Consider the following 17,440-nt stretch of genomic DNA (forward strand, 5'->3'; position numbering starts at 1 on the left):
AGGCCTGCACCAGCAAACGCCCCGATGACCTCGGGGCGTTTTTGTTTGTCTTGCGTGTTGGTCAGGGCCTAGTAGTAGCCTGGGTCCAGGGTCGAAACATTATGTACAGCGCTACCCTGTTAACATTGCGTGTAAGCCTTTGCTTATTTGTTCTGTAAGCCTTCTATGTAGCTGACAGTAAATCAATAGCTCCTTAAAAGCCCGATATTCTTCAAGGCTTTGAAAAATATGGATTATTCAGGCATGAAGAAATGTGTCACCGGCAACACGCTGTGAGGTTTTGCGGTTGCCTGCCGTGCCCAAGCCGCTAGTATTCGAACTGTGCACAGGGACATGCACAGGCTTTCAGGATGAAGGCCAAGGACATCGCAAGAAGCGATTTCATCAGGATGATGTCAGGGACAAGCAGGGACTACGGAAAAAAATGTGGGCGGGTCAAACCGCCCCTTTTTTTGCCCGCAGAAAACCAAAAAGGCCCAGAAGGGCCTTTTTCGTATCGGCGCTATCAGCGCTCCAGGTGTTCGATCTTGCCGGTCTTGCCATCCCACTCTTCAGCGTCTGGCAGGGCGTCCTTACGCTCGGTGATGTTCGGCCAGATTTCCGCCAGTTCGGCGTTCAGCTCGATGAAGTTCTCCATGCCGGCAGGCACTTCGTCTTCCGAGAAGATGGCTTGCGCCGGGCATTCCGGCTCGCACAGGGCGCAATCGATGCACTCGTCCGGGTGGATGACCAGGAAGTTCGGGCCTTCGTAGAAGCAGTCCACCGGACAGACTTCCACGCAGTCGGTGTATTTGCATTTGATGCAGTTGTCGGTGACGACGAAGGTCATTTCTAGTTCTCTCCTCAGGCGACGGCGGCGGCCCTTCCTCTCAGGGCCGCGCGGTTTACAGGCATGTGGCTGCAGGCCAGGCTAATAACCTGCAGCACCAGCAAACCGCGGCGGATTCTACCAGCTTGTAGTGGGCGCCGTTATAACAGGTTCTTTAGTTGATATAGCGTTTCGATAGCTTGACGTGGGGTCATGTCGTCCAGCTGCAGCTTGCCCAACTTCTCGATGGCCGGGTGTGGCAGGCTGGCGAACAGGTCGCTCTGGTGCGGTACCTGTGGCACATCCTTGGCCTTCTGGGCTGGCGGTTGTTCATGCGGCAGGCTGGTGGTCTCCAGGCGTGCCAGGTGTTCGCGGGCCCGCTGGATGACTGCCGTCGGTACGCCTGCCAGCTGGGCCACGGCCAGGCCGTAGCTCTGGCTGGCAGGGCCAGGCAGCACATGGTGCAAGAACACGATGCGTTCATTGTGCTCGGTGGCATTCAGGTGCACGTTGGCTACCAGAGGCTCGCTTTCGGGCAGCACGGTGAGCTCGAAGTAGTGCGTGGCGAACAGCGTGTAGGCGCGCAGCTGGGCCAGCCGCTCGGCGGCAGCCCAGGCCAGCGACAGGCCGTCGAAGGTACTGGTGCCGCGGCCCACTTCGTCCATCAGCACCAGGCTGCGGTCGGTGGCATTGTGCAGGATGTTGGCGGTTTCGCTCATTTCGACCATGAAGGTCGAGCGCCCGCCGGCCAGGTCGTCGCTGGAACCGATACGGGTGAAGATGCGGTCGACCAGCGACAGTTCGCAACTGGCCGCTGGCACGAAGCTGCCGATATGTGCCAGCAGCACGATCAGGGCGGTCTGGCGCATGTAGGTGGACTTACCGCCCATGTTCGGGCCGGTGATGATCAGCATGCGCGTGTTGTCGTCCAGGCCCAGGTCGTTGGCCACGAACGGCGTGGTCAGTACCTGTTCCACCACCGGGTGGCGGCCTTGCTCGATACGCAGGCACGGCTCGTCGACGAAGCGCGGGCAGTTCAGATCCAGGTTCAGCGCACGTTCGGCCAGGTTGCTGAGCACGTCCAGTTCAGCCAATGCGGCGGCGCTGTCCTGCAGCGGCGCCAGGTGGCTGATCAGGGTTTCCAGCAAGCCGTCGTAGAGCATCTTCTCGCGGGCCAGCGCGCGGCTTTTGGCCGACAGCGCCTTGTCCTCGAACGCCTTCAGCTCCGGGGTGATGAAGCGCTCGGCACCTTTGAGGGTCTGGCGGCGGATATAGTCGCCCGGCGCCTGCTCCGCCTGTTTGGTCGGCAGCTCGATGAAATAGCCGTGCACACGGTTGTAGCCGACCTTCAGGTTGGCCAGGCCGGTGCGGGCTTTTTCCCGCGCTTCCAGGTCGATCAGGAACTGGCCGGCGTTCTCGCTGATCGCCAGCAACTCGTCCAGTTCGTTGTCATAGCCAGGCTTGAGCACGCCACCGTCGCGGATCACCGCCGGCGGGTTGTCGATGATCGCCCGCTCCAGCAGGCTGGCCAGCTCCGGGTAGGTACCGGTAATGGCGGCCAGGCGCGCCAGGTGCGGCGCCTCCAGTTCGGCCATGGCGTTCTGCAGCTCGGGCAGCGCACCCAAGGCATCGCGCAGGCGTGCCAGGTCGCGTGGGCGGGCGTTGCGCAGGCCGATACGGGCGAGGATCCGCTCGATATCGCCAATTTCCTTGAGCTGCGGCTGCAGTTTCTCGAAGCGGTAGCCGTCGAGCAGGCAGCGGATCGAATCCTGGCGGGCCTGCAGCACCTTGAGGTCGCGCAACGGGCGGTTCAGCCAGCGGCTCAGCAGGCGGCTGGCCATCGCGGTCTGGCAGCGGTCGATGACCGACTGCAAAGTGTTGTCACGCCCGCCGGCGAGGTTGATGTCCAGCTCCAGGTTGCGGCGGCTGGCGCCGTCGAGGATGACCGTATCATCCAGCCGTTCGTGGCGCAGGCTGCGCAGGTGCGGCAGGGCAGTGCGCTGGGTTTCCTTGGCGTAGATCAGCAGGCAGCCGGCGGCGCCGATGGCCAGGGTCAGCTTGTCGCAGCCAAAGCCCTTGAGGTCCTTGGTCGCGAACTGCTGGCACAGGGCCTTGCGCGCCGAGTCGCGGTCGAAGTCCCACGGCGCACGGCGACGGGCGCCAGGGCGCTTTTCCGCCGGCAAGTCGCGTGGCCAGTCGTCGGGGATGAGCAGCTCGACCGGGTTGAGGCGCTCGAGTTCGGCCAGCAGGTTTTCCCAGCCCTTGATTTCCTGGACGCTGAAGTTGCCGCTGGTGATATCCAGCACCGCCAGGCCGAACAGGCGTTCGTCACCCAGCAGCGCGGCGATCAGGTTGTCGCGGCGCTCGTCAAGCAGGGCCTCGTCACTGACCGTGCCGGGGGTGATGATACGCACCACCTGGCGTTCCACCGGGCCCTTGCTGGTGGCCGGGTCGCCAATCTGTTCGCAGATCACCACCGATTCGCCGAGCTTGACCAGCTTGGCCAGGTAGCCCTCCAGCGAATGGAACGGAATCCCGCACATGGGGATCGACTGGCCGGCCGACTGACCGCGTGCGGTCAGGGTGATGTCCAGCAGTTTCGCGGCCTTTTTCGCATCTTCGTAGAAGATTTCGTAGAAGTCGCCCATGCGGTAGAACATCAGCTGGTCCGGGTGCTGGCTTTTCAGCTTCCAGTACTGCTGCATCATCGGGGTGTGTGCGGAAAGATCAGACATTCAGGGCCTTACAGCGGGTGATCTGGTTGGCGTTTGTGAAACCGGCAATGGTACAGGCTTTTTCGCGCAGATGCAGGCGCAGCGCCGCATGCATCATCGCGCTGCCCATGCGTTGCATTTCCTCGCGCATGCCTGCATTATGCATGCTATGCAAAAACGCAACGTAGCCTCCGTACTCAGAGAACTGCTCGACCGCCACGGCCTGTCCCCGACGGAGCTGTACCGGCGCACGGGTGTTCCTCAATCCACCTTGTCGCGGATTCTCGGCGGCAAGATCGTCGACCCCTCCGACAAGCACGTGTCGAAGATCGCCGAGTACTTCGGCGTGAGCACCGATCAGCTGCGTGGCCGCGCCGAGCTTGGCGAGTCTCGCGAGGCCGCGCTGCCGGCTCACGGCCATGCCGATCTCAGTGACATCAGCCTGTGGGATGATGAAACCCCCGTCGAGGATGACGAGGTGTCGGTACCTTTCCTTCGCGAGGTCGAATTGGCAGCAGGATCAGGAAGATTCGTCATTGAAGAAAGCGAGCACGCGCGCCTGCGCTTCGGCAAGCGCAGCCTGCGCCACAACGGTGTGCAGTTCGACCAGGCCAAGTGCGTGACCGTGCGCGGCAACAGCATGTTGCCAGTGCTGCGTGACGGCGCGACGGTCGGGGTGAATACCGGCAAGTGCTCGATCGGCGACATCATCGACGGCGACCTTTATGCAATCAATCACAACGGTCAATTGCGGGTGAAGCAGGTCTATCGCCTGCCTACCGGTATCCGCCTGCGCAGTTTCAACCGCGACGAACACCCCGACGAGGACTACAGCTTCCAGCAGATGCAGGACGAGCAGATCAGCTTGCTCGGGCATGTATTCTGGTGGGGCATGTACGCTCGCTGACAGCCCTCGCTTCGCAGAAACCCGCTTCGGCGGGTTTTTTTTCGCCTATTGAAAAGTCCTACAAACCAGGCCACGCATGGCTTTCATGCATTGCAGCAAAAAATAGCGCATAGAAATTTTCAGAAATGCATTGACTGCATATGCACAAATGCATAGCCTGTGTCTCAAGCCGGCCGTAACCGGTTGTTACACAGGCAGCGATGGACAGGCCTCAATTGTCCAGAGGGTTGGCAACTGGCCCGGGTGTGCAGCGTAAAGCACCACGATCAGTTATCCGGCGGGCAGGTGGCCGCGGCCGGAGTCATCAATCAGTAGCGGAACCGCACGGCGTCACCAGTCGTGGCCGGCGGTTCGCCAACGCATTACTGAAAAGCCTGCGAGCCGGGCTTTTTGGAATGCCGAGGTATTCACGGCAAAGCATCCATAACCGACCTGTTGGCCTGCGCCAACAGGCATTACACAGGAGACAGGACAGTGACGTACGAGCAACAGGCGTTACTCGAGATGCCGCTCTGGCTGGTAATCGTCCTGGCATTGCTGGGCGGTGTGAGCGGCGAAATGTGGCGGGCCGACAAGGCCGGCGCCACGGGTTGGTCGCTGCTGCGACGGCTGTTGTTACGCTCAGGGGCCTGCATGGCCTGCGGTGTGTCGACGGTGATGCTGTTGTATGCCGGCGGCCTGTCGATCTGGGCGGCCAGTGCATTGGGCTGCATGACAGCGGTCGGCGGCGCCGATGTTGCCATGCGGCTTTATGAACGCTGGGCGACCCGACGTCTGGGCCTGCGCGACAGCACACAGCGCGACGAGCGTTAAGGAGGATTATGCATGAGCGAACTGGCCACGTTACATGGTGCGGTGACGGCAACCATCCGTGAGGCAATGCCGGAGCTGGCATCGGTAGATGCTTATACCGCCGTAGGAAACGTTCCAGAACGGCCTTCGCTGCGCCACGGCATCGTCCGCATGACGGCCGATGCGGCACCGCGGGATGGCCGCTCGGTGTTGATTGCAACCTTCGAGGCGGATATCACCGCTGACAGTGCCAATCCAGAGGCGCGTCTGCAGGGCAGTCTGCTGGCTGCCCAATTGATGGACCTGCTGCGCCAGCAGCATTGGGCGCTGGATTTCGTCGAAGCCAGCCGCAATGTGCAGGCGCAGTTCCTGGGCACCGCCTGGACCGTGCGCTGGGACCAGCCGGTACTGCTCGGCGAGCCACGCTGGAACTGGCCCGACCAGCCGCCCGGCAGCCTGGTCCTGGGCTTTGCCCCGGATATCGGCCACGGTAACGAAGCGCATTATGTCGCCCCGGAGGATCTGTCATGAGCTACGTCAGCGCCATGCATGACCGTATGCTGGCGTGCATGGTGATTCCCTGCCGGGTGGTCGCCCTGGACCTTGCCGCCGCCCGCGTTCGGGTGTCTGACGGCAGCGGCTGGACCAGCGCCTGGCTGCGCTGGCACACCCAGGCGGCCGGCCAGGCCAGGCACTGGCGGGCGCCGAGCCTGGGCGAGCAGGGGGTGCTGCTGAGCCCCAGCGGCGAACCGGCCCAGGGCACCTTCCTGCCCGGCCTGTATGGCGATGCCGGTAGTGCAGCGGACAATCGCGGGCACACCGAGGTCTGGCGTTTTGCCGATGGCGGTTCGATCAGTTACGACTGGCAGGCCAGCCAATACGACATCCGGCTGCCGGCTGGCAGCGCGACCATCAAGGTCGGCGCTGCCACGGTGCAGGTCAGTGACGGTGCGATCAGCCTGCAGGCCGCCACAATCAAGCTCTCCGGCAACGTCACAGTCGATGGCCCGTTGCAGGTCAGCGGCGATATCAACGGCGGCGGCCGGATCATCGACACCGCCGGCAACACGGCCAACCACAAACACTGAACCGAGCCCGCCCATGCGGGCTTTTTCATACCAGGAGAACGCCATGCATAGCCATGAACAGGGCGGTGCGCCATGATCGGCATGGACCGCCGTACCGGCCAGCCTCTTGCCGGCCTCGATCACCTGCGCCAGTCCATCGAAGACATCCTCGGCACACCGCTGGGTAGCCGGCGCATGCGCCCGGAGTACGGCAGCCAGCTGCGGCGTTTCGTCGACCTTCCGGTCAACGAAGGCTGGAAAAGCGCCGTGCAGGCCGAAGTGGCGCGCGCGCTGGGCCGCTGGGAGCCGCGCCTGCAGTTACAGCGGGTCAAGGTAGTCGCGGTGCTCGACGGTCAGGTCAGCCTGGCGCTCAGTGGCCGCTACCTGGGCGACGAAGCGCTGCTGGAGATCAGCGTATGAGCCAGGTCGACCTGTCGAAACTGCCAGCGCCGCAGCTACTGGAGGACCTCGATTACGAAGCGCTCTACCAGGGCGACCTGGACACCTTCCGGGAATACCTGGGCGAAGCCTGGAGCGCCAATCTGGAAAGCGACCCGGTCACCAAGCTGCTCGAGGTCGGTGCCTACCGCAAGCTGCTCAACCGGGCGCGTATCAACGACGCCGCCAAGGCGTTGCTGCTGGCCTACGCCCAGGGCACCGACCTTGCCCAGTTGGCGGCCAATGTCGGTCTGCAGCGCCTGGTGATCCAGGCCGAGGACCTGGCCAGCGTCCCGCCGGTCGAGGCGTTGCTGGAATCGGACGATGCCCTGCGCGAGCGGGTGCAACTGGTTTACGAAGGCCTGACCACGGCCGGCCCGCGCAACAGCTACATCCTGCATGCCCGCAACGCTTCGGGACAGGTGGCTGACGCCACCGCCGAAAGCCCGTCGCCGGCGGTGGTGGATGTCACCGTACTGAGTCTGGAAGGTAATGGCGAAGCCAGTGCCGAACTGCTGGCGCAGGTAGCGGCCTACCTCAACGATGACGATATCCGCCCGGTTGCCGACCGGGTCAACGTACGCAGCGCTGAAGTGCTGCCTTACCGCATCGATGCCGTGCTGCATCTGGCCGACAGCGGCCCCGAGTACGAAGCGATACTGGCCGAGTGCCAACGCCGCCTGCAGGCCTGGATCAACCCCCGGCGACGCCTTGGGGTGGAAGTGGCACGTTCTGGCATCGATGCGCAACTGCACATCGATGGGGTCAGCCGGGTCGAGTTGAATGGCTGGGCCGACCTTCGCCCGAGCAAGGCGCAGGCAGCCTGGTGCAGCGGCTTCAGCCTGAAGCGGGGGAGCTGACATGCACAGCCTGTTGCCGCTCAACCGCACCGCGCTGGAGCGGGCCATCGAAGTGGCTGGCGACGAGGACCTCAAGGTCAGCCTGCGTCAACTCTACAACCCCGATAGCTGCCCGGCGCACCTTCTGTACCAATTGGCCTGGGCCTGGTCGGTGGACCGCTGGGAGGACAGCTGGAGCGATGAAATCAAACGCTCGGTGATCCGCTCGGCGTTCTTCGTCCATGCCCACAAAGGCACCTTGGGTGCACTGCGGCGGGTAGTGGAGCCGTTCGGCTACCTGATTGAGGTAGAGGAATGGTGGCAGACCACACCGCCGGCCCCGGCGGGCACTTTCGCGCTGAAGATCGGCGTTTCCGATTCCGGCATCAGCGAAAGCACCTACCAGGAACTGACTGCGCTGATCGACGACGCGCGCCCGGTCAGCCGCCACCTGACCGGCCTGGTGATCAGCCTCGAAAGCCGTGGCGCCCTTCATTTCGGCTGCGCGATCCAGGACGGCGACGAACTGGACATCTACCCGCTGACGCCCCGTGACATCGAGGTCATCGGCGTGGTGGGGCGAGGCGGCCGTGAACACACAATCGATACCTTGGACATTGCACATGGTTGACCAGACTTCTCAGTTCTACGCCATCCTCACCAACGTGGGCGCGGCGAAACAGGCCAATGCCGATGCCTTGGGCATTGCCTGGAAAATCACCCAGATGGGTGTCGGCGATGCCAACGGCAGCGACCCTACCCCGAATGCCACCCAGACCCGCCTGATCAACGAATGGCGCCGCGCGCCGTTGAACCAGCTGAAGGTGGATGACAAGAACAGCGCGATCATCATTGCCGAGCAGGTCATCCCGGCTGACGTCGGCGGCAAGTGGATTCGCGAGATCGCGCTGTACGATGCCGATGGCGACATGGTTGCCGTGGCCAATTGCGCACCCACCTACAAGCCGCTGTTGAGCCAGGGCTCAGGACGGACCCAGGTGGTGCGGATGAACCTGGTGGTCAGCAGCGCCAGCAATGTGCAACTGAAGATCGATCCGGCGGTGGTGCTGGCGACTCGGGAGTGGGTGACCGAGGAGCTGGCCAGGCAGGATTTCAAGCATTCGGTGCTGGCGGCGACTACAGCGAACATTGCCTTGACCGGATTGCAGACGGTTGATGGCGTGGCGCTTGCTGCCGGGGCGCGGGTGTTGGTGAAGAACCAGACTGCCTCCAAGGATAATGGAATCTACAAGGTCGCTGCCGGGGCCTGGAGTCGCAGTAGCGATGCCGATACCGATGCCAAGGTGACACCAGGGTTGTTGGTATCGGTGGAGAAAGGGGTGGTCAATGGTGATAGCGCCTGGCAACTGGTGACCGACGGACCCATCTCGCTAGGTGTCACAGCGGTGAGCTTCGCCATGGCTTTTGGGCGTACCACAGTTGCTGCGGGAACCTACCGCAGCGTCACTGTCGATACGTATGGCCGGGTCGTCGCAGCCAGCAGTCCTGATACCGTTGCCGGCTATGGCTTGACTGATGTTTATACCAAGAGTCAGATCGACCAATCCCTTACCTTGAAGGCGCCACTTGCGAGCCCTGCACTGACCGGACTTCCAACTGCACCAACAGCCTCTCCTGGAACGAATAACGGGCAGCTTGCAAATACGGCATTCGTAATGACTGCAGTAGCCAATCTGGTTGCTTCAGCTCCAGGTACGCTCGATACCTTGAATGAGTTGGCTGCCGCACTAGGGGATGACCCTAATTTTGCTACCACAATGGCTAATGAATTGGCAAAAAAAGCCTCTTTGGTCAGCCCTTCGTTCACTGGCGATCCGAAAGCACCAACGGCTGCGGCTTCCGATAACGACACCACCATCGCTACAACGGCGTTCGTTCGCTCGGCCATGGCGCTCTTCGGCATCGGCGCGCCCTCTGCAGCGGTAACGAATATTGATGAAGTTGCTGCCAGCGGCTTTTACGTCGTTGGCCAGGATACTGCCGGCACAAAACCAAAGCACCCAACCTCAGGGCAAGTGCTTCCTTCGGGCCAGATCATGCACATTCATCGGTCGAGTACTGTCGGGGCAACCCAACTTTGGGACACTCTGACAAGTGGCGAGCCGCTGACGTTCATTCGAAGCCGAATTGGCAACACCTTGCAGTGGAACGACTGGACACTGTTATGGACAAGTGGAAACACACCCAAGCAAGTTTCCCCAACGGACACGACAGCGGGAGCCATGGTGGTCGTTGGCTCCTTCGGGCTTGGCAAAGCCTATTTAAGTGCTGAAACAGACCTCAACCAGTACGTGGTGCCGGGTAACTACCTGACGCCCATGGCCGGTTTGACCAACCTTCCCAGAGGGTGGCTGACTGCTGCTCGCTATAACTTGATGGTTGAAGGTTCCGATGCCAACAATTATTTGGTCCAGCGTATCACCGGGGGATTATCTGTCGGCGCGGCGCCGATCCATGCCATGCGTGTCATGCAGAATGCCAACGGCTGGACCGAATGGCAGATTATCAATACCAATATCAATCTGCCATTTCGCAATCAGGTACGTTTCAAAACTGCGGGTGTCTACCAATGGTCGGTCCCTGACGGCGTTCACAAGGTCGAAGTAGAGGTCCGTGGTGGCGGCGGAAGTGGTGCATTTGGAGCTTTTGATTCGACGGTAACTGGACCTGGCGGTGGCGGTGGCGGTGGCATCAGCAAACGCTTGTGCGCCGTGACTCCAGGTAGCGTCATCACGATCACCGTAGGTGCAGGAGGGACTGCCGTTTCTGGAGAAGGTGAGAGTGGAGTCGCCGGTGGATCGTCGTCATTCGGTACTTTTTGCTCCGCAACCGGGGGGGCTGCCGGTGGAATGAACGTCGCGGCCTTTGGTGGCCAAGGGACAGGCGGTGATTTCAACGCATCGCTTGGTAGGGGGTTCCCTCCCGTGCGGAGTTCCGGTGGAACTACGAACTGGGGAGGCCAAGGAGGTGGTGGTGAAAGCATCTTTGCGGCCTCTGATACTTCCACCCTCAGCCAGCCTGGCATGGGTGGTGGCGGCAGGACCGTTACCCGCTCCCAGGCTGGTGCTGCGGGCTGTGTTTTCATTACGTATTAAAGGTGCAGAAATGTGGGCATTAGTACAAGACGAGGTCGTGCTGGAAACAACCGGGGTTGATCCAGAAGGCCGATATCACCCCGATCTGAAATGGCGTAACTGCCCCCCACAGGTGCAGGCAGGCTGGCGCTATGTAAATGCAGTTTTCGTCGAGCCGGTTCAATCCAGGCAAGATAAAGAGACGATAGAGCGCGCCTGGCGTGACGCAGAAATCACGTTGTACCAGTGGCTGCGAGACCGTCATCGCGACGAGCTGGATTTGGGGCGGCCAACGACGTTCAGTGATGTGCAATTCCTGGAGTTGCTCAACTATCTCCAACGGCTGCGTGACTGGCCGCAAGATCAACACTTTCCTGATCGAAGTGCCCGACCTGTATCACCCGACTGGATCCATTTATATACCTGATGACGCCCCGCACCCCGGGGCGTTTTCTTTTCTGGCAACTCCCATCAGGCCCTGCACCCGCAGGGCCTTTTCGTACCCCAATCCGGAGTAAAACTACATGAGTGGATTCTTCCACGGCGTCACCGTAACAAACGTCGATACCGGCGCCCGCAGCATAGCGCTGCCTTCTTCTTCGATCATCGGCCTGGTCGACACCTTCACCGAGGGCGCCGGCGCCACGGCCAAGGCCAACGACCTGGTGCTGATCACCAGCGAGCGTGAAGCGGTTGCCGCCTTCGGCGAAAACGCCGCCATCACCAAGGCTTGCCGCGCCATCTACACCCGCGCCAAGGCGGTCATCGTCGCTTGCGGCGTGGCCAAGCTGGACGATGCAGCGGAGCAGACCGCCGCGATCATCGGCACGGTGCAGGCCGACGGCAAACGCACCGGCCTGCAGGCGCTGCTTGACGGCAAGAGCCGTTTCAACGCCCAGCCACGCCTGCTGGCAGCGCCGCGCCACAGCGCCACCCAGGCGGTGGGCACGGCACTGGTGGCCCTGGCCGACAAGCTGCGCGGCATCGCCATCATCGACGGCCCCAACACCACCGACCAGGCGGCCATCGACTACGCGAAGAGTTTCGGCGCCAAACGCGCCTTCCTGGTCGACCCGGGCGTGCAGTACTGGGACAACGGCGAGGAAGCCACCCTCGATGCACCCGGTTCGGCCTGGGTCGCCGGCCTCTTCGCCTGGACCGACCGCGAATACGGTTTCTGGGCCTCGCCCTCGAACAAGGAGTTCGTCGGCATCACCGGTACCACCCGCCCCGTGGAGTTCCTCGATGGCGATGACAGCTGCCGCGCCAACCTGCTGAACAACGCCAACATCGCCACCATCATCCGCGATGACGGCTTCCGCCTGTGGGGCAACCGCACCCTGTCGAGCGACCCGAAATGGGCGTTCGTCACCCGCGTACGGACCATGGACATCGTCATGGACGCGATCCTCTATGGCCACAAATGGGCCGTCGACCGCGCCATCACCGCTACCTACGTCAAGGACGTCACCGAAGGCCTGCAGGCCTTCATGCGCGACCTGAAGAACCAGGGCGCGATCATCAACTTCGAGGTCTTCGCCGACCCGGAGCTGAACACCGCCAGCCAGCTCGAGCAGGGCAAGGTGTACTGGAACATCCGCTTCACCGACGTGCCACCTGCCGAAAACCCCAATTTCCGCGTCGAAGTCACCAACCAGTGGCTGACCGAAGTCCTCGATTCCGCCGCTTAAGGAGCGCATCCACATGGCAATGATTCCCGAAACCCTGGCCAACCTGAACCTGTTCGTCGATGGCGTCAGCTTCCAGGGCGATGTACCCAGCCTGACTCTGCCCAAACTCACCCTGAAGATGGAAGAGCACCGCCCCGGCGGCATGGACATGCCGGTCGAGATGGACCTGGGCATGGAGAAGCAGGAGGCGGCCTTCACCACCACCGGTGTGCGCCGCGAAGCGCTGAAATTCTTCGGTCTGGCCGACGGCAGCGGCTTCAACGGCACGTTCCGCGGCGCCTTCAAGGGCCTCAAGGGCAAGATCAACCCGGTTGTGGTCACCCTGCGTGGCACGCTCAAGGAAATTGACATGGGCGACTGGAAGTCCGGTGACAAGGCCGAGATCAAGCACAGCGTCGGCCTGACCTACTACAAACTCGAAGTCGATGGCCGCCTGGTCTACGAGATCGACGCGCTGGGCATGAGGCGCGTGATCGATGGCGTCGACCAGCTGGCCGCCCAGCGCGCCGCGCTTGGCTTGTAAGGAGACAAACATGGCTCAAGCGAAAAAGCAGCCGCAGTGGCTGACCCTGAGCGCCGACCGCGTCAGTGTGCGCCTGTCACGCCCCAGCGAAGCCAACGGCGTTCAGGTCGACTGCCTGTCGCTGCGGGCACCGACCGTGCGCGATATCCGCAACGCCCAGGCCGGCGGCGTCGACGATGACGAGCAGCGCGAACTGAACCTGTTCGCGTCGCTGGCCGAAGTCGGCATCAAGGACCTCGAAGGCCTGACCCTGAAGGACTATAGCCGCCTGCAAAGCGGTTATTTTCGCCTGGTGCAGGACGACGAACTTTGACCCGGCCCGGCAAAAGGTCGCCGCTCGGCGGCTGGCCAGGGAGCTGAATTTTTCCGCGAGCGAGATCATGACCATGTCGTACAGCGACATGGTCTGGTGGCTCGCCCCGTGACAAGGAGGAACCTATGGCGAACACACAGCTGTTCTTGCTCGGGCTCGGCGTCACCGCCATCAACCCCTTGGGCCAGGCCATCGGGCTGCTGCGCCGGGATGTCGAACGCCTGCGCAGGCAGGCTGACGGCACCCGGCTTGGCCGGCTCGTCGGCGAAGTGATGCGGCTGGGGTTGGAGCTTGGCAAGCTACGCCAGGCCGAACGCGAGCTGGCGCCGGACCAGGCAGCGCAAGGCCAAGACCCGACTGTGAGGCTGGGGGATGAAGCCGATGCCATTGAGCGTTTGCGCCAGCATTACCTGATGCTGGACCGGGTTGTCGCTGGGCTGGCGCAGCTCAAGCCATTGCCGGGCCAGATGACAGTCAATGTCTTTCAGCAGTGGCATACGCTGGTGCAGGGGCAAGGCGCCGTCACACCTGGCAAGGTGCAAGCGCCTGTGCAGGCCCCTGCGCAGGCTGCCAGGCCGGCCCCCGGCGCCGATGCAGGTGGCGACACCGGCATCCTTGCCGGCGGGCTCGCGCTGCTTGCTGGGGGGAGTGGCGCTGCTATCGCAGACGTCGTACGCAAACTGCCACCGGAAAGACAGCGCGCGATACGCGAGCGTGCTTCGAAGGAATGGCGGGACAACCGTGTCGAAACCTTTGGCAAGGTGGCCAAGGCGGTAATCACTGCTGAGGACGGCGAAGGAAGTGCGCGCGGCGTCGGCGCTGCTGTCGGCGAAATCGGCGGTCGCGTGCTGGGCGCCGTGGCACCTCTGCTGTTCAAAGGCAAGGGCAAAGCGATAGGCAAAGCCTCGAGCACGAGCATGAGCAGAGGTAAACGTCAGCGCCGGCGCCAAGGCCAGCGGGCCAGCAAGCAGGCGGCGCAAAAGGACGCAGATAGAACGCAAGACGACGCCGCGCAGGAGCGATGGGCCAAATTTGGCGCCCAGGTGGGCGAGGCTGCGGGTGGTGAGGCCGGCGCTGCGTTGTTCAACTGGATCACCGAGGAGGAAGAGCCGGCGCCGCAAAGCAGCGGGGCGTCTGTGCCAGAGCCGGCGCAAACCATTGCCCAAGGCGTCGCTTCCCTACCTTCGCTCGGCACAGCAAAACAGTTGCCATTGGCAGGAAAACTGTTCAAGCGCGTGCCACTGACGGCGGTGCTGGATACCTCGCTGCAGGTGGCCGACATCCACCAGAGTGACGGCACTCCCGCAGAAAAGCTGCAAGGCTATGGCGAGGTTTTCGGCGGGTTGGGTGGCAACCTGGCCGGCACCTCGGCCGGGTGGCTCGGTGGCGCGGCAGCAGGTGCCATGCTTGGCTCGGTGGTACCGGGTGTAGGAACCGTGATCGGTGGCGCGGTCGGTGGCCTGCTGGGCAGCATGGGTGGTGGTTATCTGGGCGGCATCGGTGGTGAATGGGTCGGGGGCGCGTTGGGCAAGGCCGTGGCAGCCGTCGTCGGCTCCGATGCGCCAGCGGCGAGCCGGGATGTTGCCGCTTCCGCAGAACAGCCAAGCCGCTTGCAGAAAGACGTCAGCACACCTGCACCGTTGCCTGCCAGTTCGACAGCGCAGCTGTTTGGCAGCCTGGCCGGTTCATCGGTCGGTGGGCTCGGTGGTGCGGCAGCCGGCGCCATGATCGGCTCGGTGGTACCGGGTATAGGAACCGTGATAGGCGCCGCGGTTGGTGGCCTGCTGGGCAGCCTGGGTGGCAGTCAACTCGGCGGCATGGGCGCCAAGCTCATTGGCGAAGCGTCGGGCAAGGCCGTGCAGTCTGTCGCCGGCTCCGATGCGCCGGGGGCGAGCCTGGAGGTTTCCAGTCTCTCCGAGCAGGCGACCCGAGCGCCGAGAAACGTCGGCCCGCCTACGTCGTCGCCTGCTGTTTCGATACCGCCGTCATCGGCTGTGTCGCCACCCGCCATCAACCAGCAATTCACTTTCACCGCCAATATGCCGGTGACCTTGCACAACAGCCTCGATGACCCGACCACCCTGCAACAACTGGAAACCATCGCTCGCCGCGTGCTCGACGACCTGATGCGTCAGGCGCGTGCGGTGCAGATGGTCGATCAACCACAGCCATGAGGAGCACCCATGACCTACCTGGAACAGTTGCAAGGCGGCTTGCATGCGCTGGTCAAGGCGGGCGAGGCGGGGCGTCGGCGTGCCGACGCCATGCTCGACCCGATGAACCAGGCGGTCGGCCATGCCAGGGAGGCGGCCGCCGAGCTCGAAGCCCTGCCATGGATCGGCCCGCAAATCGGCAAACGCCTGCAGCGCACCCTGCGCGCCATCGACTCGGCCAGGCAGCGCGTCGACAAGGTGATTGCCAAGTACGACCAAGCCCTCGATGTGGTACGCAAGGTGCGCGCCCGCGTCGAAGCCTTCACCGAGCACCTGGGCAAGGCCGGCGCGGCTGTGCGGCGGGTGATCGGGGATGTGCGCTCGGTCGCCAACGGTGTGTTGTCAACCTTCGGCTTCGCGCCGGATGCCACGCCGACGGCGCAAGCGATCAAGCCGTTCCCGCACCTGCTGGTACTGCAGCCGCTGAAGGCCAACAGCGCGCCGTATTACTTCAACCTCGACACCGCCGCCTTCGACCAACTGCGCCGGCAAACGCGCTTTCGCTGGGCCGGGCAAGAGCGCCTGGGCCGCGAGAATGCCCAACAGGCGGTGAGCCAGGGTGAAGAGAGCATCACCATCCGTGGCGCGATCTATCCGGGCTTCAAAGGCGGGCTGGGCCAGCTACAGGCCCTGCGTGGCATCGGCCGCCAGCTGCTGCCGTTGTCGTTGACCACCGGCTATGGCGAAGTGCTCGGCACCTGGTGCCTGACCCGCATCGAGGAAGAGCAGGGCGCATTGCTGGCAGGCGGCATACCGCGCAAACAAGGTTTCTCACTGGAGTTCGTCAGTTATGGACAAGATTTGCAAAACGTCTGAGGGCGACCTGCTCGACACCCTTTGCCAGCATAATTACGGGCACCTCGACGGTAGCGTCGAAGCGGTGCTGCGAGCCAACCAGGGGTTGGCAGACGAGCCTCAGCCATTTCGCAGCGGCGTGACGTTCCGCTTGCCGGGACTGGTACTGACAGCGGCTGGCGTCGTGCAGCTGTGGAGCTGATGCCATGCAGCCACTATTTAGCATCCAGGCTGATGGCAAGGATATTACTGCGCTGATCAACGATCGCCTGTTGCTGCTGCGGACCACCGACAAACCGGGCATGGAAGCGGATGACTTCGAGCTGCGCATCGATGCCCGGGACGGCACCATAGCCGTGCCCGCTCGCGGTGCACTGATCGAACTGCATCTGGGGTATGCCGGCCAGCCGCTGACCCGGCTGGGGCGTTACACCGTCGATGAAGTCGAGTTGTCCGGCCCGCCGGATACTCTGGTGATCCGGGGCAAGGCTAGCGACCTGCGCGGCAGTGGCCGAACCGTCCGCAGCGGCAGCTGGGAAGCCGTGCCCCTGCAACGTATCGTTGCCGAAATCGGTGCGCGCAATGGCTGGCAGGCAATCTGCCCGGTGCTCACGCTGGTACCTCGGGTCGACCAGGTCAACGAATCGGACTTCAACTTCATCACCCGCCTGGCGCGCCAGTACGACAGCACTGCCAAACTTGCCAATGGCCAGTTGCTGGTGTTGCCGCGCCAGGGCGGGCAGAGCGCTAGCGGCAAACCTCTGGGCGTGGTAGGGATTGCCCGTGGTGACGTCAGCCAATGGCACTTCCGCCTCGACGACAAGGCCGCGCGCAAGGCCGTGCGTACCCGTCATCTCGACGCCGCCACTGGCGAGTCCAAGGTCATCGAGCTGGTCAACGATGAGGCCGCCGAGGGGCAGCGGCCGGTGCATACCGACCGTCATCTCTACCCCAGCCGCGCTGCCGCCGAGCAGGCCGCCAAGGCCCGCCTGGCCAGCTTCAACCGCGCTACGGCTCACGTGCGCCTGGACTTGCCGGGGCGCACCGACCTGTTCGCCGAGCGCAGCATCGAGCTGTACGGTTTTGTCGACGGCCTCGACGGCCAGTACCAGATCGACGCGGTGGAGCATGTGTTTACCAGCTCGGGCTGGCGCACCACCGTGCAGGGCAATGGCGGCAAGGCGGGCAAGGTGCAGGCCAAGGGCGCGGCCCCGCGCCGCCAGGCCGCGATCAAGGCGTGAAGAG

The 17,440-nt window shown here is 63.1% G+C and carries 18 protein-coding genes and 1 pseudogene; 16 read left to right on the top strand and 3 right to left on the bottom strand.

Features of this window, described 5'->3' with window-relative positions:
* Positions 1-505: 505 nt before the first annotated feature.
* The 3 genes from fdxA to B4L76_RS15325 all read right to left on the bottom strand — a co-directional run bounded on the left by fdxA (position 506) and on the right by B4L76_RS15325 (position 3,673).
* Complete coding sequence (gene fdxA / locus B4L76_RS15315; protein ID WP_085626452.1) at positions 506-829, bottom strand: ferredoxin FdxA; 324 nt, start codon at positions 827-829, stop codon at positions 506-508.
* Between the two features lie 140 nt (positions 830-969).
* Positions 970-3,543: a DNA mismatch repair protein MutS gene (mutS, locus tag B4L76_RS15320; protein WP_296233641.1), complete on the bottom strand. Its 2,574-nt coding sequence runs from the start codon at positions 3,541-3,543 to the stop codon at positions 970-972.
* Positions 3,536-3,673: a hypothetical protein gene (locus tag B4L76_RS15325; protein ID WP_296233643.1), complete on the bottom strand. Its 138-nt coding sequence runs from the start codon at positions 3,671-3,673 to the stop codon at positions 3,536-3,538. Before B4L76_RS15325 ends, mutS begins: the two co-directional genes overlap by 8 nt.
* Positions 3,674-3,682: 9 nt before the next feature.
* Between B4L76_RS15325 and B4L76_RS15330 the strand changes: the two genes are divergently transcribed.
* The 16 genes and pseudogenes from B4L76_RS15330 to B4L76_RS15405 all read left to right on the top strand — a co-directional run bounded on the left by B4L76_RS15330 (position 3,683) and on the right by B4L76_RS15405 (position 17,436).
* Entirely contained in the window at positions 3,683-4,429 is a 747-nt protein-coding gene (locus B4L76_RS15330) for a LexA family transcriptional regulator (RefSeq protein ID WP_296233644.1), read from the top strand.
* A gap of 474 nt (positions 4,430-4,903) precedes the next feature.
* Positions 4,904-5,242, top strand: coding sequence for a phage holin family protein (locus B4L76_RS15335; RefSeq protein WP_296233646.1), 339 nt, complete (start codon positions 4,904-4,906; stop codon positions 5,240-5,242).
* Between the two features lie 12 nt (positions 5,243-5,254).
* Positions 5,255-5,752, top strand: a complete 498-nt coding sequence (locus tag B4L76_RS15340; RefSeq protein WP_296233648.1) for a hypothetical protein — start codon at positions 5,255-5,257, stop codon at positions 5,750-5,752.
* On the top strand, positions 5,749-6,309 hold the full coding sequence (locus B4L76_RS15345) for a phage baseplate assembly protein V (RefSeq protein WP_296233649.1): 561 nt from the start codon (positions 5,749-5,751) through the stop codon (positions 6,307-6,309). The genes B4L76_RS15340 and B4L76_RS15345 overlap by 4 nt, the downstream gene beginning before the upstream one ends.
* A gap of 72 nt (positions 6,310-6,381) precedes the next feature.
* On the top strand, positions 6,382-6,708 hold the full coding sequence (locus tag B4L76_RS15350) for a GPW/gp25 family protein (protein ID WP_296233651.1): 327 nt from the start codon (positions 6,382-6,384) through the stop codon (positions 6,706-6,708).
* Positions 6,705-7,586: a baseplate assembly protein gene (locus B4L76_RS15355; RefSeq protein ID WP_296233653.1), complete on the top strand. Its 882-nt coding sequence runs from the start codon at positions 6,705-6,707 to the stop codon at positions 7,584-7,586. The genes B4L76_RS15350 and B4L76_RS15355 overlap by 4 nt, the downstream gene beginning before the upstream one ends.
* Before the next feature lies 1 nt (position 7,587).
* The gene (locus B4L76_RS15360) at positions 7,588-8,196 is read left to right on the top strand and encodes a phage tail protein I (RefSeq protein ID WP_296233654.1); all 609 of its coding nucleotides are present in this window, start codon (positions 7,588-7,590) and stop codon (positions 8,194-8,196) included.
* Positions 8,189-9,256, top strand: a pseudogene (locus tag B4L76_RS15365) (phage tail protein); the annotation flags it as partial. The gene B4L76_RS15360 and the pseudogene B4L76_RS15365, both read left to right, overlap by 8 nt.
* 1,405 nt (positions 9,257-10,661) lie before the next feature.
* Positions 10,662-11,087 carry a phage tail assembly chaperone gene (locus B4L76_RS15370; protein ID WP_296233656.1) on the top strand — a complete coding sequence of 142 codons (426 nt, stop codon included), beginning with the start codon at positions 10,662-10,664 and terminating at the stop codon, positions 11,085-11,087.
* 97 nt (positions 11,088-11,184) lie between these two features.
* Entirely contained in the window at positions 11,185-12,351 is a 1,167-nt protein-coding gene (locus tag B4L76_RS15375; RefSeq protein ID WP_296233657.1) for a phage tail sheath family protein, read from the top strand.
* 13 nt (positions 12,352-12,364) lie between these two features.
* Positions 12,365-12,874, top strand: a complete 510-nt coding sequence (locus B4L76_RS15380) for a phage major tail tube protein (RefSeq protein WP_296233659.1) — start codon at positions 12,365-12,367, stop codon at positions 12,872-12,874.
* A gap of 10 nt (positions 12,875-12,884) precedes the next feature.
* On the top strand, positions 12,885-13,187 hold the full coding sequence (locus tag B4L76_RS15385; protein ID WP_296233661.1) for a phage tail assembly protein: 303 nt from the start codon (positions 12,885-12,887) through the stop codon (positions 13,185-13,187).
* A gap of 125 nt (positions 13,188-13,312) precedes the next feature.
* Positions 13,313-15,361: a hypothetical protein gene (locus tag B4L76_RS15390; RefSeq protein WP_296233663.1), complete on the top strand. Its 2,049-nt coding sequence runs from the start codon at positions 13,313-13,315 to the stop codon at positions 15,359-15,361.
* A gap of 9 nt (positions 15,362-15,370) precedes the next feature.
* Positions 15,371-16,216 (top strand): phage tail protein, encoded by an 846-nt coding sequence (locus B4L76_RS15395; RefSeq protein ID WP_296233665.1) that lies wholly within the window; start codon positions 15,371-15,373, stop codon positions 16,214-16,216.
* Positions 16,191-16,397 (top strand): tail protein X, encoded by a 207-nt coding sequence (locus B4L76_RS15400; RefSeq protein ID WP_296233666.1) that lies wholly within the window; start codon positions 16,191-16,193, stop codon positions 16,395-16,397. Before B4L76_RS15395 ends, B4L76_RS15400 begins: the two co-directional genes overlap by 26 nt.
* Positions 16,398-16,401: 4 nt before the next feature.
* Positions 16,402-17,436, top strand: coding sequence for a phage late control D family protein (locus B4L76_RS15405; RefSeq protein ID WP_296233667.1), 1,035 nt, complete (start codon positions 16,402-16,404; stop codon positions 17,434-17,436).
* The last annotated feature ends 4 nt before the right edge of the window (positions 17,437-17,440 follow it).

Origin of the sequence: Pseudomonas sp. UBA4617, assembly GCF_002386445.1 — a bacterium.
In the GTDB taxonomy this organism is placed as follows: Bacteria; Pseudomonadota; Gammaproteobacteria; order Pseudomonadales; family Pseudomonadaceae; genus Aquipseudomonas.

Excerpts from the sequence above, each read along its gene's own strand:
- B4L76_RS15355 (WP_296233653.1), top strand. The coding sequence starts at position 6,705 with ATGAGCCAGGTCGACCTGTCGAAACTGCCAGCGCCGCAGCTACTGGAG.
- B4L76_RS15380 (WP_296233659.1), top strand. The coding sequence starts at position 12,365 with ATGGCAATGATTCCCGAAACCCTGGCCAACCTGAACCTGTTCGTCGAT.
- B4L76_RS15360 (WP_296233654.1), top strand. The coding sequence starts at position 7,588 with ATGCACAGCCTGTTGCCGCTCAACCGCACCGCGCTGGAGCGGGCCATC.
- B4L76_RS15330 (WP_296233644.1), top strand. The coding sequence starts at position 3,683 with ATGCATGCTATGCAAAAACGCAACGTAGCCTCCGTACTCAGAGAACTG.
- B4L76_RS15375 (WP_296233657.1), top strand. The coding sequence starts at position 11,185 with ATGAGTGGATTCTTCCACGGCGTCACCGTAACAAACGTCGATACCGGC.
- B4L76_RS15395 (WP_296233665.1), top strand. The coding sequence starts at position 15,371 with ATGACCTACCTGGAACAGTTGCAAGGCGGCTTGCATGCGCTGGTCAAG.
- B4L76_RS15350 (WP_296233651.1), top strand. The coding sequence starts at position 6,382 with ATGATCGGCATGGACCGCCGTACCGGCCAGCCTCTTGCCGGCCTCGAT.
- B4L76_RS15345 (WP_296233649.1), top strand. The coding sequence starts at position 5,749 with ATGAGCTACGTCAGCGCCATGCATGACCGTATGCTGGCGTGCATGGTG.
- B4L76_RS15325 (WP_296233643.1), bottom strand. The coding sequence starts at position 3,673 with ATGCGCGAGGAAATGCAACGCATGGGCAGCGCGATGATGCATGCGGCG.
- B4L76_RS15405 (WP_296233667.1), top strand. The coding sequence starts at position 16,402 with ATGCAGCCACTATTTAGCATCCAGGCTGATGGCAAGGATATTACTGCG.
- mutS (WP_296233641.1), bottom strand. The coding sequence starts at position 3,543 with ATGTCTGATCTTTCCGCACACACCCCGATGATGCAGCAGTACTGGAAG.
- B4L76_RS15340 (WP_296233648.1), top strand. The coding sequence starts at position 5,255 with ATGAGCGAACTGGCCACGTTACATGGTGCGGTGACGGCAACCATCCGT.
- B4L76_RS15385 (WP_296233661.1), top strand. The coding sequence starts at position 12,885 with ATGGCTCAAGCGAAAAAGCAGCCGCAGTGGCTGACCCTGAGCGCCGAC.
- B4L76_RS15400 (WP_296233666.1), top strand. The coding sequence starts at position 16,191 with ATGGACAAGATTTGCAAAACGTCTGAGGGCGACCTGCTCGACACCCTT.
- fdxA (WP_085626452.1), bottom strand. The coding sequence starts at position 829 with ATGACCTTCGTCGTCACCGACAACTGCATCAAATGCAAATACACCGAC.
- B4L76_RS15390 (WP_296233663.1), top strand. The coding sequence starts at position 13,313 with ATGGCGAACACACAGCTGTTCTTGCTCGGGCTCGGCGTCACCGCCATC.